Raw genomic sequence first — 25,038 nt, forward strand, 5'->3', positions numbered from 1 at the left:
TTCTCCATGAGCTCAAGCATTCTCACCGCGCGAAACCTTAGCAAAGTGGTGCCCAGCACGGAAGGCGAGCTAACCATACTCCATGACCTGTCGCTGGAGCTTGCCTCGGGCGATAGCCTGGCGATTGTCGGCAGCTCCGGCTCGGGCAAATCCACCCTGCTCGGCCTGCTCGCCGGCCTCGACCTGCCCAGCAGCGGCAGCGTGGTGCTGGCGGCCAATGATCTGGGCAGCCTCGATGAAGACCAGCGCGCTCGCGTGCGCGCCGAACATGTCGGCTTTGTCTTCCAGTCCTTCCAGCTGCTCGACAGTTTGAACGCCCTGGAAAACGTCATGCTGCCGCTGGAACTCGAAGGTCATGCCGACGCTCGCCAGCGCGCCCGCGCCCTGCTCGAACGCGTCGGCCTGGGCCAACGCCTGACCCACTACCCACGGCAACTGTCGGGCGGTGAACAGCAACGCGTAGCCATTGCCCGCGCCTTTGTCGCGGAACCGGCGGTGCTGTTTGCCGACGAACCCACCGGCAACCTCGACAGCCATACCGGCGAACGCATCAGCGACCTGCTGTTCGAGCTGAACAAGGAGCGCGGCGCGACCCTGGTACTGGTCACCCACGACGAGCGCCTGGCCCATCGCTGCCAACGCCTGATCCGCCTGGAAGGCGGCCATCTGGTCGACCATGTGGAACCCTGATGAACCCTCTGCCGTTTAACCGCCTGCTGTCGCTGGCCAGCCGCCAATTGTTGCGCGACGCCCGCGCCGGCGAGCTGCGTGTGCTGTTTTTCGCCCTGCTGATCGCGGTAGCGGCCAGTACCGCCATCGGTTATTTCAGCGCACGCCTGAACGACGGCATGCTGCTGCGTGCCACCGAGTTTCTCGCCGCCGACCTGCGCCTGAGCAGCAGCTCGGCCAACACCCCGGAACAGATCGACACGGGCAAACAGTTAGGGCTGGAACACGCGCAGCTGGTGGAATTCTCCAGCGTGGTGGCCAGCGAGGCCGGCATCCAACTAGCCAGCGTCAAGGCAGCGGACAGCGCCTATCCACTGCGCGGCGAATTGAAGAGCGCCGCCGCGCTGTATGACGTCGAACACACCGGTCCCGGGCCGCAACCAGGCGAAGCCTGGGCCGAAGCGCGCCTGTTTGTCGCCCTAAATCTCAAGCCTGGCGACAGCGTCGAGATCGGCGCAAAAACCCTACGTTTGACCCGCGTGCTGACGTTTCTGCCCGATGAAGCCGGCGATTTCTACAGCCTGACGCCGCACCTGCTGATGCACTTGGATGATTTACCCGCCACCGGCGTGGTGCAGCCCGGCAGCCGCGTGCGCTATCAAGAATTGTGGCGCGGCCCCAGTGCGATGCTGGCCGACTACCGCAAGACCATCGAACCCACGCTGCAAGCCAATCAGCGCCTGGAAGATGCCAAGGATGGCAATCGCCAGGTCGGCAGCGCCCTCGGCCGCGCCGAGCGCTATCTCAACCTGGCCAGTCTGGCCGCCGTACTACTGGCCGGGGTGGCCGTGGCGCTGTCGGCCGCACGCTTTGCTGCCAGGCGCTTCGATGCCAGTGCCCTGCTGCGTTGCCTGGGCCTGTCGCGCAACCAGGCGCTGGGCCTGTTCAGCCTGCAACTGGCATTACTGGGCATCACGGCCAGCCTGATTGGCGCGCTGCTGGGCTGGCTTGCCCAACTGGCACTGTTCAACCTATTGCAGAACCTGCTGCCCGCGCAGATTCCCTCCGGCAGCCTGTGGCCGGCCTTGGCGGGGATGGCCACAGGCTTGGTCGCCCTGGCAGGATTTGCCTTACCACCGCTGGCCGCACTCGGCCGCGTGCCACCACTGCGAGTGCTGCGCCGCGACCTGCTGCCGGTGCCGGCCAGCTCCTGGCTGGTGTATGGCGCAGCCTTGCTGGCACTCGGCCTGATCATGTGGCGCTTGAGCCTCGACCTGCAGCTGACCTTCGCCCTGCTCGGTGGCGGCCTGGTTACCGCCGTGCTGCTGGGCGGCCTGCTGCTGCTCGGCTTGCAAAGCCTACGCCGGTTGCTGGCCGGCGCTTCACTGCCCTGGCGGCTCGGCCTGGGCCAACTGCTGCGTCATCCACTGGCCGCTGCCGGACAATCGCTGGCGTTTGGCCTGATCATCCTGGCCATGGCGCTGATTGCCCTGCTGCGCGGCGAGCTGCTCGACACCTGGCAGGATCAACTGCCCGAGCAGGCACCCAATCACTTTGCGCTGAATATCCTGCCGGCCGACAAGGATGCCTTCAGCGCTCGTCTGAACGCGCTGTCGCCACGCCCCGCACCGTTGTTCCCGGTGGTGCCTGGACGGCTGGTGATGATCAACGGCGAACCGGTGCGGCAGATCGTCAGCAAGGAGTCCCAGGGTGAACGGGCGATTCGCCGCGACCTGAGCCTGACCTGGGCCGCCGAGTTGCCGGCGGACAACCAGATAATCGCCGGCAGCTGGTGGGACGCATCCGCAGCTACCGAACTGCCGGGCGTATCGGTGGAGTCGGAACTGGCCGAAAGCCTGCAACTGCAAGTCGGCGACCGCCTGAGCTTCAGCGTCGGCGGCCTCAACCGCGACGCCGTGGTCAGCAGCCTGCGCGAAGTCGACTGGAACAACTTCCAGCCCAACTTCTATATGATCTTTGAGCCCGGCACCCTGCAGGACCTGCCGGTCACCTACCTGACCAGCTTCTACCTGCCGCCGCAGCACGAACGGCAACTGGTCGAGCTGTCGCGCGCATTCCCGGCGGTCACCTTGCTGCAGGTCGAAGCGCTGCTGGCGCAGCTGCGCAGCATCCTCGCCCAGGTCACCCTGGCCATCGAATTCGTGCTGCTGTTCGTCCTGGCCGCCGGCATGGCGGTGCTGTTCGCTGGGCTGCAAGCCACGCTGGATGAACGCATCCGCCAAGGTGCCCTGCTACGCGCCCTGGGTGCCGAACGTCGCCTGCTGCTCAAGGCACGCAGCACCGAGTTCGGCCTGCTTGGCGCGGCCAGCGGCTTACTGGCGGCCTTGGGCTGCGAGCTGATCAGCTTCCTGCTCTACCGCTTTGCCTTCGACCTGAGCTGGCAGCCCCATCCCTGGTTGCTGTTACTGCCCTTGATCGGCGCGCTTCTGGTAGGCACGGCTGGCGTTCTAGGCACCCGCCGCGCCTTGAATATCAGCCCGCTGACGGTGTTGCGCGAGGGCTGATAGACTCGCGCACCACTTTTCTCAGCCGTCTAAGAGCCTGTTTAATGTCTTGCGAGCTAGAGCCCGGCAAGGCGAAAACAGGCGAGGAAGCGGAGTGTACTTTTGTACATGAGCATTCCGAGCCTGTTTTTAACGCAGCAGGGCCGACGCGCAGCAGACGTTAAATAGGTTCTTATGAGTCGCTATCGCCCACCCCGCGCCGCTGGCACGCCCCTGATCACCCCCGAGGGCGAGGCCCGCATGCGCGCCGAGCTGCATGAGCTCTGGCATGTGCGCCGCCCACAGGTCACTCAATCGGTCAGCGAAGCGGCCGCGCAGGGTGATCGCTCGGAGAACGCCGAATACACCTATGGCAAGAAGATGCTGCGCGAGATCGACAGCCGCGTACGTTTTCTGACCAAGCGCCTGGAAAACCTCAAGGTCGTCAGCGCCCACCCCAGCGATCCGAACAAGGTCTACTTCGGCGCCTGGGTGACCCTGGAAGATGAGGACGGCAGCGAGTCGCGCTACCGCATCATCGGCCCGGACGAACTGGACCTGAAAAACAACCTGATCAGCATCGACTCGCCCCTGGCCCGCGCCCTGATCGGCAAGAGCCTGGACGCCGAAGTGCGGGTGCAAACCCCAACTGGCGAGAAGACCTGGTACATCGTCGCCATCGACTACCCGTGACCGAGCCAAGCATGCCCCCCGCACCTAACGCCCCACCCCAGCAAGCACGCCTTGAGTGGGATGAGCAGGGCCAGCCGCTTTCCAGCCAATTCGCCGATGTGTACTTCTCCAACGAGAACGCTCTGGCCGAAACCCGCTATGTGTTTCTCGCCAACAATCAGTTACCGGAGCGCTTCGCCGCGCTAACGGCCGATCAGCAACTGGTCATTGGCGAAACCGGCTTCGGTACCGGGCTGAACTTTCTCTGCGCCTGGCAGCTGTTTGAACAGCACGCCGTAACGGGAGCCCGCCTGCACTTTGTCAGCGTGGAAAAATACCCGCTGAACAAGGCCGATCTGCAACGGGCGTTGGCGCTATGGCCTGAGCTTGCGCCCTACGCCGAGCAGCTACTAGCGCAGTACGTGGCGCTGCATCCGGGCTTTCAGCGCCTGATTTTTGCAGATGGCCGTATCGTCCTGACCCTGTTGATTGGCGATGCGCTGGAGCTGTTCGGCCAACTGGACACCTATGTCGACGCCTGGTTTCTCGACGGCTTTGCGCCTGCGAAAAACCCGGATATGTGGACGCCGGAGCTGTTTGCCGAGCTGGCCAGACTGTCCCACGCCAGCACCACAATGGGCACCTTTACCAGTACCGGTTATGTGCGCCGCCGGCTGAACGATGCCGGTTTCAAGATGAAACGTGTGCCGGGCCTCGGCAAGAAATGGGAAGTGCTCAAGGGCGCGTTTATCGGCACAACTGAAACAGCCGAAAAGCCCTGGTTTGCCCGCCCGCCGCAGCCTGCCGGCCCGCGCGGCGCGTTGGTGATCGGTGCCGGCCTGGCCGGTTGTGCCACGGCCGCCAGCCTGGCCCAGCGCGGCTGGCAGGTCACTCTGCTGGAACGGCATAACGCCATAGCCCAGGAAGCCTCGGGCAATCCGCAAGGCGTGCTTTATCTCAAGCTCTCGGCCCATCACACCACGCTGTCACGCCTGATCGTCAGCGGTTTCGGCCATACCCGCCGACTACTGGAGCGCTTACACAAAGGCCAAGACTGGGATAACTGCGGCGTACTGCAACTGGTTTTCGACGCCAAGGAAGCGCAGCGCCAGGCGCAGCTTGCTGCGGCCTTTCCGGCCGACCTACTGACGAACGTGGACAAAAGCGACGCCGAAGCCAAGGCCGGCATCCCCCTGCCCGCCGGCGGTCTGTTCTACCCCGAGGCGGGCTGGGTGCATCCACCAGCACTGTGTGAATTGCTTAGCCAGCAGCCCAATATCCAGCTGCAACTGCATCAGGAAGCGCTGGAGCTGCGTCGCGACGGTGATAGCTGGCAGGCCTGGAACGGCGAGCAGCTACTGGCCAGTGCCAGCGTGGTGGTCTTGGCCAGCGCTGCCGAGATCAAGGGGTTTAATCAGAGCGCCGATTTGCCGCTGAAACGCATCCGCGGGCAGATCAGCCGCCTGCCGGCCACTGTAGGCAGCCGCGCGTTAAGCACCGTGGTGTGCGCCGAAGGTTATGTCGCCCCGGCGCGCCTGGATGAACATACCCTGGGCGCGAGTTTCGACTTCAACAGCGACGACCTGACGCTAAACAGCGCCGATCATGCAAGCAACCTGCAACTGCTGGAAGAAATCTCGCCCGAGCTTGCCTTCGCGCTAAATGCTGCAGCACTCGACCCCGAGCAACTGCAAGGCCGCGCCGCGTTTCGCTGTACCAGCCCGGACTATCTGCCGATTGTCGGCCCGCTAGCCGATGCAGCCACCTTTGCCGAGGCTTATGCGGTGCTCAGCAAGGATGCCCGCCAGGTGCCGGACACGCCCTGCCCCTGGCTCGACGGCCTGTATATCAACAGCGGGCATGGCTCACGCGGGCTGATCACCGCACCACTGTCCGGTGAGCTGATCGCCGCCTGGCTGAACAACGAGCCACTGCCAGTGCCTGCTGATGTAGCGCAGGCCTGCCATCCGAATCGCTTCGCCTTGCGTGCACTGATCCGCAACAAGAGTTAACGCTGCGCGCCTGTTAGCAGGCGCGCGCAATGATCAGCCACGCAGGCTAAAACGCCAGGCGCGGTGAATCTTCTGGTTGCGGGCGAAGTCCGGATCGAGGGTCGACTCGCTGATTTCTTCAACCTGATAACGCGCCGCCAGGCTCTCATCGAGTTCAAACTTGCGGAAGTTGTTGGAGAAATACAGCACGCCGCCCGGCGCCAGACGCGCCATGGCCAGATCGAGCATCTGCACGTGGTCACGCTGGATATCGAAGATGCCTTCCATGCGCTTGGAGTTGGAGAAGGTCGGCGGGTCAATAAAGATCAACTCGTATTCGCCACGGTCTTCGGCCAGCCAGGCCATCACGTCGCCCTGCTCCAGACGGTTCTTATCCGAATAGCCATTGAGCGACAGGTTGCGCCGCGCCCAATCCAGATAGGTTTTCGACAGGTCGACGCTGGTGGTGGTACGCGCACCGCCCTTGGCCGCATGCACAGTCGCGGTGGCGGTGTAGCAGAACAGGTTGAGGAAGCGCTTGCCGGCGGCCTCTTTCTGAATGCGCAGGCGCAGCGGACGGTGATCGAGGAATAATCCGGTATCCAGGTAATCGGTGAGGTTGACCAACAGCTTTACGCCGCCCTCGCTGACTTCCAGAAACTGGCCTTGGGTCGCCTGGCGCTGGTACTGCTTGGTGCCGCTCTGGCGTTCGCGGCGCTTGATCACCACCTTGCTCTTGTCGACGCCCAGCGCCTGCGGAATCGCGGCGATGGCATCAAACATGCGCTCTTTGGCTTTCTCAGGATCAATGGACTTGGGTGCGGCATATTCCTGCACATGCACCCAGTCACCATACAAATCCACCGCCATGGAATATTCCGGCATATCGGCGTCGTATAGGCGGTAGCACTCAACGCCTTCCTTGCGCGCCCACTTACCCAGTTGCTTGAGGTTCTTCTGCAGGCGGTTGGCAAACATCTGCCCGCCTTCGCTCAGGCGAGCCTGCTCGACCACCGGCGCTTGTGCCGGAGCCGGTTTGATCGGGTTGCCGTTCTTGTTGTACTGGCGCTCCAGCGGCTCCAGCGGGGATTTGTCAGCTTCGGCCTGCTCGCGGTCACGTTCGCGCTGCTCAGGCGTGCGGCGCTCGCCAGTGACGAACTGCTCCGGCTGCACCTTGATCAGCAGCAGCTTGCACGGCAGCGCGCCGTTCCAGAAGGCGTACTGCTTGTGGCTGCGGATGCCCATGCGCTTGCCCAGGTCTGGCGCGCCGGTAAATACCGCCGCCTCCCAACCCATGCAGGCCTGACGCAGGCGTTCGCCGAGGTTCTGGTAGAGGTACAGCAAGCTGGCTTCATCACCCAGGCGCTCGCCGTAGGGTGGGTTACAGATCACCAGGCCTTTCTGGTTCTGATCCGGACGCGGCTCGAAGGTCGCCACTTCACCCTGATAAACCTTGACCCAATCGCTCATGCCCGCGCGTTCGATGTTATTGCGTGCTGGCTGAATCAACCGTGGGTCGGCTTCATAGCCGCGAATCCACAGCGGTGGCTTGGCCATGCCTGCAGCTGCGCGCTGTTCGGCCTCGGCATGCAGTTTCTTCCACAGAGCTGGCACGTGACCCAGCCATTTGCTGAAGCCCCATTGCTCGCGGGTCATATTCGGCGCAATGTCGGCGGCGATCATCGCCGCCTCGACCAGGAAGGTGCCGACACCGCACATTGGGTCGGCCAGTGCGCCGCCCTCGGCCGCGATACGTGGCCAGCCGGCGCGGATCAATACGGCAGCCGCGAGGTTTTCTTTCAATGGCGCAGCGCCCTGCTGCAAGCGATAACCGCGCTGGTGCAGGCTATGGCCCGACAGGTCGAGGGAGAGAATTGCCTCGCCGCGGTCCAGGCGCAGGTGAATGCGCAGGTCCGGATTGAGCTTGTCGACCGATGGCCGCGTGCCGTCTTTCAGGCGCAGCTTGTCGACGATGGCGTCCTTGACCTTCAAGGCACCGAAGTGGGTGTTGTCGATGCCCGAGCCGTTACCGCTGAACTCCACAGCCAGGCTGCCGGTGGATTCCAGGTGCTCGAACCAGTCAACCTCCAGCACGCCTTCGTAGAGGCTCTGGGCGTCCTGCACGCTATAGCGCTTGAGCACCAACAGCACGCGGTTGGCCAGGCGCGACCACAGGCACAGACGATAAGCGGTTTCCATGTCGGCCATGCCACGAATGGCCGAAGTGTGCTCACGCGCATCCTCAAGGCCGAGGCTGCTGGCTTCTTCGAGCAGCAGACCTTCGAGGCCCTTGGGGCAGGTGAGGAAGAGTTCGTAACGATCCGACATGGGAGTTTCCAGTGCCTAAGGCAATCAACGGCGTGCAGACCAATCAGCACGGCCAAAATAAGTGACAAAGCGTCGCAGCGCGACCCTTCGTCGGAATAAACAACAGTCGCAATCGCAATTCATTCGCGATAGCAAAACACCAGCACACCCGGCGCATACGCCCACAGCATAGGCGCTACAGAGAAAACTCCGGGCGCTCGCCACAACGCCTTATGGCCTGACCCGCAAAAAGGTTACGGCCTTATGACGAAACGGTCATTCACAGGCACCCGCGCATTCGTTAGAAATCTACCTAGGCCATCACTGCAACGGTGCTGGCAAGGAGGCTCGCGACGCCGGCAGCGAACTCCGTAAGGCAGACCATTTCTGCCTGACCTTGCGACAAGGTCTAAGGGACATAACAGTCAACATTGAGGGCTTCACCCTATGAGAAGACTTAAGCGTGATCCATTAGAAAGAGCTTTTTTGCGCGGCTATCAATACGGCATCCATGGTAAATCCCGCGAACTCTGTCCATTCACCCTCCCCTCTGTCCGCCAAGCTTGGTTAAACGGCTGGCGCGAAGGCCGCGGTGACAATTGGGACGGCATGACCGGCACCGCCGGCATCCATCGACTCAACGAACTCCACGCTGTCGGCTGATTCAGGAACCTACCGACTTCACCATGCGCGCTCCATCCGAGCGGCGGGCGCGAGCCCAGGGGCTCCCTTAGGGAGCCCTTTCTATTTCTAGGCTTTGGCCGGCAACGCCGCAATGGCATCCACCGCCTCGCGAATTAAGGCGGGGCCCTTGTAGATAAACCCGGAATAAATCTGCACCAGGCTGGCACCCGCGGCGATCTTCTCAGCCGCATGCTTGCCTTCAGTAATGCCGCCGACAGCGATGATCGGCAAACGGCCTTTCAACTCGCCCGCCAACACCTGAACAATGTGGGTGCTCTTGTCACGCACCGGCGCACCGGACAATCCGCCTGCCTCATCGGCGTATTCCAACCCGTGCACACCTTCACGACCCAAGGTGGTATTGGTGGCAATCACCGCATCCATCCCGGCCTCAACCAGCGCATTGGCAACTTGAACGGTTTCTTCATCGCTCATGTCCGGGGCGATCTTGATCGCCAGCGGCACACGCTTACCGTACTGCGCGGCCAGGTCTTCCTGGCGCTTACGCAGGGCTTCCAGCAATTGCTTGAGCGAATCACCGAACTGCAGGCTGCGCAGCCCTGGGGTATTCGGCGAGCTGACGTTAACGGTCACATAGCTGGCGTGGTTGTAAACCTTGTCCAGACACTGCAGATAGTCATCCACGGCGTTCTCGACCGGGGTATCGAAGTTCTTGCCGATATTGATACCCAGCACGCCGTTGTATTTGGCAGCCTGCACACGGGCCAGCAGGTGATCGACGCCGTGGTTGTTGAAGCCCATGCGATTGATGATCGCCTCGGCCTCCGGCAAACGGAACAGGCGTGGCTTGGGGTTACCCGGCTGCGGACGTGGCGTGACAGTACCAATCTCAACAAAACCAAAACCGAGCTGAGCGAAACCATCGATGGCATCGCCGTTCTTGTCCAAACCGGCAGCCAGGCCGACCGGGTTAGGAAAGTCCAGCCCCATCACCTTGACCGGCAGCGCAACCGGGCTCTTGGTCAGCAGGCCATTAAGCCCCAGACGACCGCCGGCACCGATCAGATCGATGGACAATTCATGGGAGGTTTCAGGAGAAAGTTTGAACAGCAGCTCGCGGGCCAGGGTATACATGGGCAGGCTTAGCTCGATAAAGTTACAAAGGCCGCGATTATAGCTGCCTGCTCGCCTGATAGGCGAGGCGCAAGGCGGCTTCAGCCTAAACGGCGCAGGCTTAGCAGCTCGCCGGTCGCGCTGAATTCAAGTTCAAAGGAACCGTGCACCCCGTCATGGGTCAGAAACTGGCGGAAATGATGGGCAGGCAGGCTAACCCGCCGTCCGTCACGACTATGCACTACTATCCGATTGGCACGTCCCTGATACACCGCGCGCATGCGCTCGGCCGACAACGCAATATCCAAGACCAGACTGGGCATGGAGGCACCTTCGCAAATGACTGCGTCAATCTTGCCATACGCCGCGCGCAAGCCCGGTAAAAAATGGCCGGGAGCCATTTTTAACGTCACGCAGCGACGGCCCGAAGGGTGGCCGCCAGGGATGGAAGGCCATAAAAAACCTGCCGGATCGGCCGACAAAGCCTGTGCAGTGCCTGCGCGGCTCTGCCAAACTGGCAATGGTGACTTTGGAGTTCGTACCTGGCCATGAGTCTGTCTGAGCAGCCCTCCACCCTCAGCTCACGCCTTGGTGCCCTGGCGCAACGGCTGGGCCTTATTGGCCGTGGACCACGCCAAATACTCGAGCGTGCCAGCCAACTGCGCCTGCCCTTCAGTCCCCTGCCGAATGCTCGTGAGAGCATCAGCTGGCAAGACGGCCCCCAACTGCATCGCCTACTCGACCTGCCCCGCAGCGCCTTGTCAGGCCCGGTACAGGAAGACAAGGCTCAAGCTCATGCGATGCTGATTCGCATCATTGAGAGGCAAGAGCAGCAGCTGGATTTATTTGATCTGCGCATGATTGGAGGGCTCTCCGGCTGCACTGCGGAGCAGGCGCACTACAGCAGTTTTGAAGACTTCTCCGCGAGCGAGGCCTGCCGCCACGTACGCATCATCAGCTACAAGGATTTCGTCAGAACCATCAGCTTGGCACTACCACGCTTCCTTGCGGGCGAATGCATCAACCTGCGGCAAGCCAGCTGGCATGGTGAACGGATCTTCTGGGCGGCCGAGCATCACAATGAAGCCTTTGCCTGCGCCATTGCCTACGCCCGCCGTCGCGAGCTGGAAATCACCCTCCCCGCTGAACTCAGCCACTACCACCTGAACGAACAAGGGCTCAACGAGCTGCAACAGCACTATCACGTGCTGGCCATGCCGAACGCGGCCTGGAGCGACCCACCCTTTATGGCGCTACTTCTCGATAGCGGCCTGCCCTACGCCCGTCTGTCACTGCAACGCGGCCCCGGGCTCCCCGAATTCCTCCTGCTACCCAAACACTCCAGCGAAGCCACCGCCCTCGGCGAAGGCCTGCGCCTGGCGGGTGCACCGGATGTAGTGGGCCACCTGCAACAACTGCAAAAACAGCGCTAAACCCTTTCGGCTTCTACTCAGTGCCGTAGGCACAAAAAGCAGGCATAAAAAAGCCCGCTACCCATAAGGGCAGCGGGCTATTCGTTTCCGCAAGGGTTAGACAGTATCGACCTTGAGGCTGTCATCGCCCAGCATCGCGGTTATGACACCCGCCGCATCCGCAGCACCGTAGGCCGCTTGCAGATTGATGCCCTGCAGCACAATGCTCTGACCTGTGCCACCACCTGCTCCGGCATTGCTATCCACCGTAATGGTGGTATCGGTGCTGAACGAGAAGGTGAGGTATTGACTAAGGCTGGAAGCCGTATCGTCCTCACCGGTCAGCAGCTGGGACAGATCCAGCGAATCGACGCCTTTGACGAAGTCCGTCACCGTGGTGGTACCGGTATTGCTCGCCAGCCACTTGAAGGTATCAGCCCCATCGCCGCCAGTGAGGCTATCAGTGCCACCATTGCCGATCAGGATGTCATCACCTTCCAGGCCGATTAGCGAGTTAGTGCCACTGCTGCCCGTCAAGGTATCACCGAAGCTCGAGCCGACCAGGTTCTCGATCGAGTTCAGCGTATCGGAGCCAGCTCCGCCGGTGTTCTGAGCGATTGCAACGCTCAGGTTCACCGTCACACCGCTGCCAGCATCGAAGTATCCGGCGGTATCGGTATTTGAACCGCCGTTGAGGGCATCGTTGCCGCTACCGCCCACCAGCAGATCATTGCCATCTTCACCGTTGAGGGTGTCGTTACCATCGTTGCCGATCAGGATGTCGTTGCCATTGTCACCGACGAGGGTATGAGCACCGGCCAAGCCATCGACCAAGATGTCATCACCACTGGTGCCATCCAGATCACCACTGGTATCCAGTGCAACCGTTACCGTAGAGGTATCGCTCGCTCCACCACCTGAGGAGGCTGTGTAGTCAAAGTCTGAGCCGCTGCCTCCGTTGTTATCGTTGAAGTTCACCGCGCCATAGAAGCTGGTGCCCGTGGTGTGCGAAGCAACGCCACCGGTCACCGAGCTGATGGCGCTGATATCCAGCCGACCATCCGGATCGCTGTCGTCCCACAGCAGCGCCCACTCGGGTATCGCCACGGATACGTTACCAACGTTGGTGCGAACAGCATCGTTGCTGGTATTGGCATCATCGCCAGCTGCGGCGATGTTGATCACCGCGGTGTCAATTGCACTGAGCGAACCACCACCCGTATTGCCATTATCGTTGATCAGCAGCGCCAGCATGGTGGTTGCCGCTGGCGCATTGATATTGGCGTTATAGAGCAAGGTGCTGGTGCTGGCCGCACCGAGGAAGGCGTTGACCTGAGCGAGCGTGCCGCTAAGGGTCAATGCCGCCGTGTTGTTGCCGCCAACCGTAACGCCACTGTTGCCTGCAGTACCGGTCAGGCGACCTTGCCCAACACTCAGCGTCACGCTTACCACACCGCTGCCCGCATCGACGTCCGCAACCGACAAGCCAGTGCCCTTCAGAACCAAGTTGCTGTCCTCAGTCGCGTTGTAGCTGGCATTAGTGATGGTTGCCGTCGGCGCATCGTTGACTGGCGTTACATTGAAGGTGATCTGGTTCGGGGTTGCATCCAGATCCACTCCGCCACCCACCGTGCCGCCGTTGTCGCGTACCTGGAAGGTGAACGAGGCATAGCCATTGCCACTGGCATTGGCTGCCGGTGTGTAGACCAACAGACCGAGGTTGCCCGCCAAGATCTCTGCCGGAACCGCCCCACCGTTATAAGCCAGCGTACCTACAGCCGGCAGCGTGGTAATTTTCACCGAGAGCAGGCTGTCGCCATCCGAGTCAGTGAAACCAAAGTCGGCAGCAGAGAACACTTTGCTGCTGTCTTCGGCAATGCTCAGCGTGGCATTGGCACCACTCGGAGCCTGATTGACGTCAAGTATGGTGACCGTCAGGTTGGCACTGGATGGATCGCCGTCCTTGTCCAGGATGGTGTAGTTGAACACCTCATTGGTATCAGCGTTAACCGATACCGGTGCTACGTAGCTCCACGCGCCAGTGGCGAAGTTAAAACTCAACTTGCCGCCCTGGGCTGTGCTGATATTGCTCAGTGAATTGCCCGCAATATTCGACCCACTGCTTGGGTCGATAACCACGCCACCGTCCCACACATAGGTGATGCCATTGATCGCGATGGATTGAATCCGACCCGCGCCATCGGCACCGAAGCCATCGTCATCACCACCGCCCACCGCATTGTTGTTACCCAGCAGTACGTTGCCACTGATATCGCCGCCAGCGATCTGATCCAGCAGCGTATCGATCAACTCATCGAACTCACTGACCAAGATCGGCGCACCGCTTCCATCAAGATCGACGTCCTGCAAGCGCGCGTTGTTGATGCCATCGCCGACACCGATGGTCGTAACGTTGATGCCATTGCTATCGACGAAGGTATTCCAGGCCGCAGCAGTCGCATCGCTCAGCGAGTTACCACCCGTGCCGGTCTGCTCGTTAGGGTTGCCGTCGCTGATAAAGAACACCTGGTTGCTCCAGCCTGAGATCGGGCTGTAGACCGCCATGGTTTCCTGAATGCCATCAGTGAAGTCAGTACTGCCGCTGAACGGACGATTAGCGATGATGTTATCAACCAGCGCATTAAAGGTGGCCAGCGTGGTCACCGGCGTATAGGCCAACGAATCCGAGGAGAACGCCACGATGGTGACTTTCACATCGCCGCTGGTGCCGTTAAAGATCTCCTGCCCAGCCGCCTTCACCGCATTCATCATGGTGGTGAAGGCGCTGTTGCTGATGCTGCCACTGGAGTCCAGCACAAAGGCGACGTTGAAGTCCTCGCCACTGCCTTCGGCCACCGAGGCAGAATCGTTCTGCGCAACCGGCGTATCGTCGTCGACGTTGATCGTCAAGGTTCCAGTCGCCGTATCGCTATCCTTGTCTGTGACTTGATAGGTCAAGGTGAAGGCCTGGTTGTTCTCCTGGTTGGCCGTGGCGTGCTGGATTGCTGCGTTTTGCGTCACGGTGTAGGCACCAGTGGCGCTGTTCATGGTCACCGTCAGCACCAAGGTGGCACCCTGGCTGATCAGCAACGAACCAGCAGGGCCTGCTGCGTAAGTGAAGCCTCCCGGTGCACCGCTAGTCTGCCATTGCACAGTCCCCGCACCATCAGCACCGAAGTTAAGACCCAGCGTGCTACTGGTATTAGCCGAGTTGACATCGTCGGTGCCACCAGGGCCACCGGGGATGCCATTGGCCAGGGCATCATCGTCCAGTTGCACCGTGGCATTGCTGCTGGTGCTCGGACCATCGTCCTTGAAGCTGATGGCGCTGCCCAGATTTACCGTGGTCACCGCAATGTCGCCGTCGCCATCAGTAACGGTTGCACTCAGCTGCACCAGATTGGCAGCAGTCAGGCTGGACGCCTGATCGGCCGTGGTGTTCGGCGTATGAATGATTGCCCGTTGCTGATCCAGTGTGACCTGGCCGCTTGCATTCACCGTAACGGTGAAGGAAATGGCACCTGCCGCACCGCCTACGCGGCCAACGATCACGCCAGCCTCGTTGAACAGCAGGATGCTGCTGCCAGTGGCTGAATCATCCAAGCCACTGTCCACGCCTGCAACACTGACACCCAGGCTGTAAACCGTAGTGCCCGCACCGTCCGCGCCGTAGTTAGGGCTGAACAATCCGCCGTAGTTGGCAGTGAAATCGCCCGACAAGTTAGTTTCATCCACTTGCAAGCTGTTGCTGCCAGGGGCAGTGGCGCTGACGCTAGGGCCATCGTCATCGAAGGCGACCTTGCCGCCCAGATCCAGTGTCTGGTTGGCGGTTGCAGTGTCGCCGTCACCGTCAGTGATGGTAACAGTCGCTTTCAAACCAACCAGGTTGCTGGCGAGAACCGCTTCCTGTGCACTGTAGTTGCTGGTTGCACCGCCTGGGGTATGGTCGATCTCCTTGAGTTGAGTCAGGGTTACCTGCCCTGCACCATTCACCGACAGGGTGAAGACGCTGTTGCTTCCATCAACACCCGCCTCACTCAGCGAAGTGGAGCCGGTAATGACCCCGCCGCTCTCGTAGAGGTAGATGGTCGCGCCATCACTGCTCATTCCAGAAGAGGTTCCTTCTGCGGCGAGCATGGTCAATGCGTAGGCGGTTCCAATAGTGCCTGCGCCATCGGCACCGTAGTTTGAAGCGGTGACGTTGAAGGCCGCGCTGAAACTTGCGCTGTCGCTGTCCGAAGCCACGCCAATGGTCTGTGCATCCTGGGTGTTGAGTACCGGCACGGGGCTGGTACCAAAGCCCAGGCTGATGCTCGGACCGTCGTCATCGAAGGCCACCTTGCCGCCCAGATCCAGTACGGCACTGTCGACGTGGGTATCCCCGTCGTAGTCAGTAATGCTCGCCGTACCGGTGAGCCCAACCAGATTGGAGGCTAGAAGCGCTTCCTGCGCATCGTAATTACTGGTGGCACCGCCTGGGGTGTGATCAATTTCAGCGAACTGATTCAGAGTCACCAACCCGGCACCGTTCACCGAAAGGGTAAAGACGGTGTTCCCAGCATTGACCCCAGCTTCGCTGCCAGCAGTCGAGCCGGTGATCACGCCAGCGTTTTCATACAGTTTGACGGTGAGGTTATTACTGCTCATGCCAGACAGCGTACCTTCGGCAACCAGTAGCCCCAGCGAGTAGCTCCAGCTCACCACGCCAGGGCCATCGGCACCGTGGTTGGCTGTAGCCGAGAAGGCTCCGCTGAAATTACTGCTGGCGGTATCGGTGTTCACACCAATGGTCTGCGCATCCTGAGTATTGAGCGCTGCCGGTAGCTGGCCGCTCAGGCCAGCATCGATCAGCGGGATGTCATCCTCGACATGAATCAGGAAGCTACCAGCCAAGGCCAGTGGATTTACGCCATTGCTGGCCAACAGGATGCTGGTGAAGTCCAGCGTCAGCAATTGCGCGTCGTTGCTGCCATCCAGTGGATGGTCCAGAGCCTTATCCAGATTGAAGGTATAAGTGCCATCACTGGCCACCTGCAACGTGAATACCACAGGGCCCGCAGGGCCAGCGGTAGCAGTCAGGGTATCGCCGAGCACGCTGTAGACCAACGCCACACCGCCTGAACTGGCAGCCGTAATGTCGGCAAGATCCGCCGGAGCGTTGGACAAGGTGAATTGCGAACCGGCATCCGGCCCGACCACCAGCGATGCCACGGAGCCCGTGGCAACATCGGTCACTGCATCAGGGTCAATAATGCCAGTAGGCAGGTTGTCTTCATCGACATAGCCTTCGACCGGGCTGCTGTCCTCGACATAGACGGTCAAGGTGGCGGTCGATGGATCGCCATCCTTGTCCACGATGCTGTAGGTGAAGGTCTCGGTTTTATCGCCAACCACATTGGATGGTGCTTGGTAGGTCCAGGCACCCGTGCTGAAGTTGAAGTCCAGCGTGCCGCCTTCCGGGGTAGCAATGTCGGTCAATAGGCTACCCGCAATATTCGGCCCGACACTTGGGTCGATGGTGCCTGCGCCATCCCACACATAGGTGATGCCATTGATCACGATGGACTGGATGTAGCCTGGGCCGTCGGCACCGTAGCCGTCGTCGTCGCCGGTACCGCCGTTATTGATGCCGTCGCTGCCATGCAGCACGTTGCCATTGACCAGACCACCCACCACATTATCGAGGAGGGTGTCGACTAGGTCGTCGAAGTCATCCACCTGCAGCGGGGCGTTGTTCGGCCCGGCATCCACATCCACATCTTCCAGGCGGTCTTCGTTGATGCCGTCGCCTATGCCGATGGTGGTGATGGAGATGCCGTTGCCGTCGACGAAGTTATTCCAGTTGGTAGCCGTCGGCTCGGTTAGCGAAGGAACGCCGCCGGGGCCAGTCTGCTCGTTCGGGTTGCCATCGCTGATGAACACCACCTGATTGTTCCAGCCCGGCAGCGGCACATAGGACACCATGGTCTGCTGGATGGCATCGGTGAAGTCGGTGGTGCTGTTCAGCGGCCGCGTGCCACCCTCGTCCGGATTGAGGGAGTTCACCAGGTTAGTGAAGGCGGTGATGTCGGCGACTGCCGGGTAGCCGATCGAGTCGTCCGAGAAGGCCACGATCTGGATCTGCACCGCGCCACCGGCGCTGTTGAACAGCTCCTGGCCGGCCGTGCGTACGGCATCCAGCATCAGGTTCAGCTCGCTGTTACTGATGCTGCCGCTGAAGTCGAGAACGAACACCATGTTGATGTCTTCGACCTGGCCAGTACTGGCATAGGCCACATCATTCTGCGCCACCGGCGTATCGTCGTCGACGTTGATCGACAGCGAGCCATTGGCCGTGTCGCCGTCCTTGTCCGTGACCTGATAGGTCAAGGTAAAGGCCTGGTTGTTCTCCAGATCGGCATTGGCATGCTGGATCGGTGCGTTTTGGGTAACGGTGTAGGCACCCGTGGCGCTGTTCAGCGTCACGGTCAGCACCGTGGTCGCACCCTGTTTGACCAGCAGCGAGCCAGCAGGGCCTGCCGCGTAGGTGAAGCCGCCCGGAGCACCCGTGGTCAGCCATTGCACGCTACCCGCACCATCGGCACCGAAATTGTGGCCGACGGTACCGCTGGTATTGGCTGAGTTAGCATCATCGGTGCCACCAGGGCCACCGGGGATACCGTTAGCCAGCGCGTCGTCGTCCAGTTGCACGGCGGCATTGCTGGTGACGCTAGGGCCGTCGTCCTTGAAGCTGATGGCGTTGCCCAGGTTGATGGTTTCCGAGTCGCTGTCACCGTCCTTGTCAGTGATGGTGGCGGTCAAGCGCACCAGATTGTCAGCAGCCAGGCTGGACTCCTGATCATTAGTGGTATTGGGCTCATGCTCGATGGCCCGTTGCTGATCCAGGGTGACCTGGCCACTGCCATTGACCGACACGCGGAAGGCGATAGCCCCAGCTGGGCCACCAACCCGACCGACCACATCGTTGCCCAGCATATACAGGAGGATGTCGCTGCCGGTGGCCGTGTCATCCAGGCCGCTGTTAGCACCGGCCACGCTGACACTCAGGCTGTAAACCGTCGTTCCCGCGCCATCGGCACCGTAGCCGCCAGTGAAGTTACCGGCGTAGTTGACCGTGACATCCGTTGCCAGAATGGTTTCATCCACTTGCAGGCTATTGTCGGCAGGCGCGCTGGAGTTAAGGGTTGGGCCATCGTCCTTGAAGCTGATGGCGCTGCCCAAGTTGATGGTTTCCGAGTCGCTGTCGCCGTCCTTGTCAGTAATGGTGGCAGTCAAGCGCACCAGATTGGCCGCTGCCAGGCTGGACTCCTGATCATGGGTGGTGTTGGGCTCGTGCTCGATGGCCCGTTGCTGATCCAGGGTGACCTGACCACTGCCATTGACCGATACGCGGAAGGCGATAGCCCCGGCTGGGCCACCAACTCGACCGACCACATCGTTGCCCAGCATATACAGGAGGATGTCGCTGCCGGTGGCCGTGTCATCCAGGCCGCTGTTAGCACCGGCCACACTGACACTCAGGCTGTAAACCGTAGTGCCCGCGCCATCGGCACCATAGCCTCCAGTGAAATTACCGGCGTAGTTGACCGTGACATCCGTTGCCAGAATGGTTTCATCCACCTGCAAGCTGTTGTCGGCAGGTGCACTGGCATTGAGGTTAGGGCCATCGTCGCGGAAGCTGATGGCATTGCCGAGGTTGATCGTGGCCGAGTCAGTATCACCATCCTTGTCGGTGATCGTGGCACTCAGCTGAACCAGATTGGCGGCCGCCAGACTGGACTCCTGATTGTCCCCAGTGTTCGGTGTATGGAAGATCGCCCGCTGCTGATCGAGAGTGACCACGCCGGTGGCAGAGTTGACCGAGACGGTGAAGGAGATATCACCGGCAGGCCCACCTACCCGGCCGACTATCATGCCGCCCTCGTTGTACAGCAGGATGTCCTGCCCGGTGGCGGTGTCGTCCAGCCCGCTGTTGGCACCGGCCGCGCTGACGTTCAGGCTGTACACCGTGGTGCCTGCACCATCCGCGCCGTAATCGTCGTCGAAGTTTCCAGAGAAATCGTTGCTGTCATTGCCCAACAGGTTGGTTTCATCCACCTGCAGACTGTCGTTGCTGACGCTACGGCCATCGATCTCGGGCGCGTCGTCCTCAAAGGCCAGGCTCTGGCCAATATCGATAGTCGAGCTGGCGCTATCACCGTCCTCGTCGGTGATGGTGGCGGTCAGCTTGATCAGATTGGCAGCCGCCAGGCTGGCTGTCTGATCCGGCCCAGTGTTCGGGGTGTGGATGATCGCCCGCTGCTGATCCAACGTAACATCACCACTGCCGTCGACCGACACACGGAAAGCGATGGCACCTGCCGGGCCACCTACGCGGCCCACCACATCGTTACCTTGCATATACAGCAGGATGCTCTGCCCAGTAGCGGTGTCGTCCAGCCCGCTGTCTGCGCCAACGGCGCTGACACTCAGGTCGTAGTCGATATCACCGGCACCGTCGGCACCATAGCTACTAATGAACAGCGAACTGAAATCGTCCGTGTCGTTGTCACCCAGATCACTTTCATCCACCCGCAGCGAACCTGCGGCTACAGCAGTAGCGCTGATGCTCGGGCCGTCGTCCTTGAAGCTGATGGCACTGCCCAGGTTGACGGTGGCCGAGCTGCTGTCGCCGTCGTCATCAATGATCGTGCCGACCAGTTGAATCTGATTAGCAGCCGCCAGGCTGGCTTCCTGGTCTGCTGTGGTGTTGGGCTCATGCTCAATGGCACGCAGCTGATCCAGGGTCACCGCACCGGTGCTGCTGTTGACCGACACGCGGAAAACAATGGCACCGCCGGAGTTACTGACGCGGCCGACCACATCATTGCCCTGCATAAACAGGAAGATGCTATTGCCCGTGGCCACATCGTCCAGCCCAGTGTTCACGCCGCTGGCGCTGATCTGCAAGCTGAAGGCCGTGGTACCTGGGCCGTCACCACCATAGCCGCTGGTGAACAAGGAACCAAAGTTGGCCGTGCTGTTGAGCGACAGATTGGTTTCATCGACCTGCAACGAGTCGTTGGGCGCTGCTGCGGCAGAAATCGCCGGCACATCGTTTTCAATCTGCACCAGGAAGTCGCCGGCCAGAGCCAGCGGATCGACTCCATCGGTGGCCTCAAGAATGCTGGCGAAGTTCATCACCAGCAGCTCGCTGTCATCGGTACCCGCAGACGGATGATCCAGTGGACCGCTGAGAGTGAAGGTGTAGTCACCGTTGCTCTGTACCTGCAAGGTGAACACCGTAGGGCCAGCAGCCCCTGCGGTAGCAGTCAGTAGGTTACCCACCACGCCATAGACCAGTGCCACCCCATTGGATGTAGCTGGAGCCAGGCCACTGGTATCGGTGGACAAGGTGAACTGCGCGGCAACTGGCGGGCCGACCACCAGATCGCTCAGGCTGCCATTTGCCACTGTGGTTACAGTGTCGCCATCGGTGATACCGCCAGGCAGCTCGTCTTCATCGACGGCAGCAATAACCGGGCTGGTGTCCTCGACGTATACAGTCAAGTTGGCAGTCGACGGGTCACCATCGTTATCGATGATGGTGTAGGTGAAGGTCTCGGTTTGATCGCCACTTACGCTAGCCGGTGCCTGATAGTTCCATGCACCGGTAGCAAAGTTGAAGGACAGCTTGCCGCCCTCTGCGGTGTCGATATCGGTCAGTTGATTGCCGGCGATATCCGGCCCAGCACTGGCATCGATGTTGCCCGTACCGTCCCAGGTGTAAACCACCCCATTGATATCAATCGAGAGGATCTGACCGGGGCCATCCGCACCAAAGGCATCGTCATCCCCGCCGCCCACAGCATTGTCACTGCCGAGCAACACATTGCCGCCGACCAAGCCACCAATGACTTGATCAACCAGGGTATCGATCAGGTCGTCGAAGTTGGCGACCAGAATCGGTGCACCGCTGCCATCCAGATCGACATCCTGCAAGCGGGTACCGTTGATGCCGTCACCGATACCAATGGTGGTGACATTGATGCCATTACTGTCGACAAAGGTGTTCCAAGCGGCAGCTGTCGCATCGCTCAGCGAATTGCCACCGGTACCAGTCTGCTCGTTGGGGTTACCGTCACTGATGAAGAAGACCTGGTTGCTCCACCCTGGAATCGGGGTATAGGCCGCCATGGTTTCCTGGATGCCATCGGTGAAGTCGGTCGACCCATTGAATGGACGCGTGCCACCATCGGCCGGATTGAGGCTGTCGATCAGCGCCGAGAAGCTGGCGAAATCAGTCAGTACCGGGTAGGAACTCGAATCGCCGGAGAAGGCGACGATCTGGATATTCACATCGCCCGTAGTGCCGCTAAACAACGCCTGCCCAGCCGCACGCACGGCCTCGAGCATGGTGTTCAGCTCGGTGTTGTCGATACTGCCGCTGAAGTCGAGAACAAACACCGCATTGAAGTCCAGGCCTTCGCCGGCCAGTACGGTGGCATTGTCATTCTGGGCGATGGGTACATCGTCTTCCACGTTGACCGCGAAACTGCCTGCGGCAAAGCCGCCGACCGGGTCGCCATCGCCATCGGTGGCGGTCAGCACACCGGAGAAGTCGATCGGCAAGCCGAGCAGCTGATTGTCATCGGTGCTGCCGGGCAGCGGATGATCCAATGGGCCGCTCAGCACGAACTCCCAGCTACCGTCGGCATTCACCGTCAGGGTGAAGATGGTGTCAGCGCCCGCCGAAGCGGTCAGCACATTGCCCACCACGCCATAGGTCAGCGCCACGCCGCCAGAAGTCAGACCCTGGGATTCCATGGTAGCGATATCAACCGGGTCGTCACTCAGACCAAACTCACCGGGACCATCTGCACCGAAGTTGACCAGCGACGACAGCCCACTGGCCCCCGAACCGCTGGCCACCAGAGTTTGATCAGGATCGTCGTTGCCATCGTGAGGACTGCTCAGAGCGTCCTCGTTGACCGTGGCGTGTTGCCAGTCCACCTGGATGTTGACGTCGTTGAAATCGCCATCACCGCCGCCGCTGATATCCTCCCAGTTCTGATTGCCGGGCGCGCCGTTATCCGTGAACTGAGCGCTGGCCGAGGGATTGAGCAGCGGATTGTCAAAGAGCACATTAGCGCCACCGCTACCGACCAACGGCTGACCATTCAGGAACGCCTGCCATTCACCTGCGACTTCTACGAAAGTCAGGTCCGCACCATTCTCATAACCGCTGAGCACGTTGTTGGACGCGCCATTGGGAATGATAAAGAAACCAATCGAATCCGGGTTTACCCCCTCCAACTGGATGGGCGCACCCACATCCTGCACATTAGCCCAGATGATGGTGCCGCTGACCGGGTTGCCCAGTGCATCCTTAACGTAGTAGCCGTAAGTGTTGGCGAAACCTGCGTTGCTCCCCTCCAGGGTCACCGTCAGCGTGGTGCCGACAGCGGCACCGCCATTGAGTACAGGTACGTCGTCTTCCACATCGATGGCAAAGCTGCCGCCAGGGAAGCCGCCGACCAAGGGGTCGCCGTCGCCATCGGTGGCGGTCAGCACACTGGAGAAGTCGATGCCCAGGCCAGGCAGTGTTTCGCTATCAAAATCGCTGTCATGAACAGGATGATCCAGCGGCCCTTTGAGTACGAACTCATAGCTGCCATCACCATTGACCGACAGGGTAAATATCTCTACCGAGCCGGCCTTGGCGACCAGCATGTCACCCTCAAAGCCATAGGTGATTAGCACGCCACCGCTGGTCAGCATCTGTGCATCTAGCCCTGAAAGATCAGTAGATAGGCCGAAATCACCAGGGCCGTCAGCACCAAAGTTAACCAGAACACTCAACGCTCCAGGCCCACCGTTCAGTGTCACGGTCTGGGCAGGGTCATCGTCCTGACCAACACCATCGAGATCCTCATTGTTACCTTCGTGCGGAGCATTGAACTCCCCGCCGATAGTCAGTGCATCCTCGTGGACGATACCGCCCACAGTCGTTATCGAAGGACGATAGACGAATGACTGTTCGGACTCGTACTCGTTATCGCCATACTCGCAGTCACCACCGGCAAGTACCGGCACGTCATCCTCGACGCCAATGACAAAGCTGCCTTCATTGAAGGTTCCTACCGAGTCGCCATCACCGTCGGTAGCGGTCAGTACGCCCGAGAAATCAATCGGGAAGTCCAGCATTTCATCGTCATTACCGTCGGTGACTGGGTGATCCAGTTGCCCGATTAGCGTGAAGGTGAAACTGCCGTCACCGCCCACCTGCAAGGTGAAAATAGTCTCCGCGCCTGCAAATGCGGTCAGAGTATCGCCCACCACGGTGTAGCTGAGCGCGGTAGTGCCGGAGCTCAAACCCTGGGCCTCCAGGGTCGCTATGGCTGGCGCAGTGCCATTCAGGCCAAAACTGCCGATGCCATCCGCGCCGAAGTTAACCAGCGCGCTCAGGGCACCTGGGCCACCAGCAGCAACGTTGGTCACGCCATCGCCATCGCTGTTGCCATCAATCGTTTCATCTTCATCAACGATTGCCCTTACCGACGACTGCTCACCTTCGCTGAGAATCGGACCATCGTCGTTGACCAGCACGTTCAGCAACACGGTCGGCGACACGTCGCCGTCTAGGTCGAACACCCGAACCGGGAAGCTTTCGCCAAGCTGATCGTCAGCCCCAGTGGCATTAGGATCGGTGTGATCGAGGGTGTTATCGGTGAGGGTGTAGGTCCAGTTGCCAGCAGCATCAACAGTCAGGGTGCCATATTGGCCCTGCACGACGCCGCCAGCAGTTACATCGACCCAGACGCCGTTGAAGCCCTGGATCTGCAGCGAGGAAATACCATCAGGCGAATCGATGATGATCGCGCCATTGGCCTGTTCGGCATCGCTACCTGGGTTGGTGCCATCGATCAACGCCTCTTCATCGACGATACCTGGCCCTGTGGCCAACGAGCCTTCGGCATCACGGTATTCGATTGTGATCGTCGGATTGAAATCAGGGTCAGTAACCTCAGGCTCTGGATTGGGAAACTCCGGCCCGGTGCTGAAACCTGCAGTAGGGAAACCAATGGTTGGGTCAAGCTGGCCACCGGTTTCACCCAGCAACACGAATGAGTGACCGCCCCCGACGCCACCGGCACCACCACCGCCGCCGCCAGCACCAGGGCCGGCTGCGGTTGCTTCACCTTCTAGGGTTGGGTCGACGCCGGCCTCGATCGCGGCCTGCAGTTTTTCAACATCGGTCAGCTCGCCATCACTGGGCGCTGCTGGAGGCGTATCTGCAGTTGGGGTTTGCTGCTCGGAACTGCCTGCGAGCATTTGTTCGGTGAGATTCAGGCTGCTATCGCGCCCCAGGGTGAGTTGCTGGCCATTGCTCATGGCCACTGCAATCGACCCAGACGCTCCCGTGACGATCTGCTCGCCGGCAAAAACTCGATCACCTTCACTAAGTGGCCGACGCGTTCCATCGCCAGCTACTGCATAGACTTCGCCGATAACCTGGCTGACGACACCAATCAAAGTAGCCATGATTCCATCCTCACTACAACTGCCGACCACCGTCGACACGTATGTCAAAAAAGGCCAAGACACACTTGAGGGAGAGAACAGAACAGCTGGCTGAATTGAAACGACGTCACACTCAAAAACAATAACGACAAAAAACTGTCACCCTGACCTACGTCGCCCTACCGCACCAGAAAGATCCCGCCCCTATTGCATTTGACCATC

10 protein-coding genes are annotated in these 25,038 nt (G+C 60.5%); 6 read left to right on the plus strand and 4 right to left on the minus strand.

Annotated features, from left to right (window positions below):
• Nucleotides 1-6: 6 nt before the first annotated feature.
• The 4 genes from WBK23_RS14520 (at nucleotide 7) to mnmC (ending at nucleotide 5,857) form a co-directional block, all read left to right on the plus strand.
• Entirely contained in the window at nucleotides 7-690 is a 684-nt protein-coding gene (locus WBK23_RS14520) for an ABC transporter ATP-binding protein (protein WP_424484642.1), read from the plus strand.
• On the plus strand, nucleotides 690-3,194 hold the full coding sequence (locus WBK23_RS14525; protein ID WP_424484643.1) for an ABC transporter permease: 2,505 nt from the start codon (nucleotides 690-692) through the stop codon (nucleotides 3,192-3,194). Before WBK23_RS14520 ends, WBK23_RS14525 begins: the two co-directional genes overlap by 1 nt.
• Before the next feature lie 174 nt (nucleotides 3,195-3,368).
• Nucleotides 3,369-3,866, plus strand: a complete 498-nt coding sequence (gene greB, locus WBK23_RS14530; protein ID WP_424484644.1) for a transcription elongation factor GreB — start codon at nucleotides 3,369-3,371, stop codon at nucleotides 3,864-3,866.
• A gap of 11 nt (nucleotides 3,867-3,877) precedes the next feature.
• Nucleotides 3,878-5,857 carry a bifunctional tRNA (5-methylaminomethyl-2-thiouridine)(34)-methyltransferase MnmD/FAD-dependent 5-carboxymethylaminomethyl-2-thiouridine(34) oxidoreductase MnmC gene (mnmC, locus tag WBK23_RS14535; RefSeq protein WP_424484645.1) on the plus strand — a complete coding sequence of 660 codons (1,980 nt, stop codon included), beginning with the start codon at nucleotides 3,878-3,880 and terminating at the stop codon, nucleotides 5,855-5,857.
• A 33-nt stretch (nucleotides 5,858-5,890) separates the two neighbouring features.
• On the opposite strand, the gene rlmKL is transcribed toward mnmC, so the two are convergent.
• Nucleotides 5,891-8,164: a bifunctional 23S rRNA (guanine(2069)-N(7))-methyltransferase RlmK/23S rRNA (guanine(2445)-N(2))-methyltransferase RlmL gene (gene rlmKL, locus WBK23_RS14540; protein ID WP_424484646.1), complete on the minus strand. Its 2,274-nt coding sequence runs from the start codon at nucleotides 8,162-8,164 to the stop codon at nucleotides 5,891-5,893.
• Between the two features lie 426 nt (nucleotides 8,165-8,590).
• Between rlmKL and rmf the strand changes: the two genes are divergently transcribed.
• Nucleotides 8,591-8,806, plus strand: a complete 216-nt coding sequence (gene rmf / locus WBK23_RS14545; protein ID WP_424484647.1) for a ribosome modulation factor — start codon at nucleotides 8,591-8,593, stop codon at nucleotides 8,804-8,806.
• Nucleotides 8,807-8,893: 87 nt separating this feature from the next.
• Here rmf and WBK23_RS14550 read toward each other — a convergent pair whose 3' ends face one another.
• On the minus strand, nucleotides 8,894-9,922 hold the full coding sequence (locus WBK23_RS14550) for a quinone-dependent dihydroorotate dehydrogenase (RefSeq protein WP_424484648.1): 1,029 nt from the start codon (nucleotides 9,920-9,922) through the stop codon (nucleotides 8,894-8,896).
• A gap of 80 nt (nucleotides 9,923-10,002) precedes the next feature.
• On the minus strand, nucleotides 10,003-10,224 hold the full coding sequence (locus tag WBK23_RS14555) for a DUF2835 domain-containing protein (protein WP_424484649.1): 222 nt from the start codon (nucleotides 10,222-10,224) through the stop codon (nucleotides 10,003-10,005).
• Between the two features lie 225 nt (nucleotides 10,225-10,449).
• On the opposite strand from WBK23_RS14555, the gene WBK23_RS14560 reads away from it, so the two are divergent.
• Entirely contained in the window at nucleotides 10,450-11,334 is an 885-nt protein-coding gene (locus WBK23_RS14560; RefSeq protein WP_424484650.1) for a DUF6685 family protein, read from the plus strand.
• A gap of 96 nt (nucleotides 11,335-11,430) precedes the next feature.
• Here WBK23_RS14560 and WBK23_RS14565 read toward each other — a convergent pair whose 3' ends face one another.
• Nucleotides 11,431-24,837, minus strand: a complete 13,407-nt coding sequence (locus tag WBK23_RS14565) for a retention module-containing protein (protein WP_424484651.1) — start codon at nucleotides 24,835-24,837, stop codon at nucleotides 11,431-11,433.
• Nucleotides 24,838-25,038 lie beyond the last annotated feature (201 nt).

The sequence above is a fragment of the Pseudomonas sp. genome (genome assembly GCF_049653025.1).
Taxonomy (GTDB): Bacteria; Pseudomonadota; Gammaproteobacteria; order Pseudomonadales; family Pseudomonadaceae; genus Aquipseudomonas.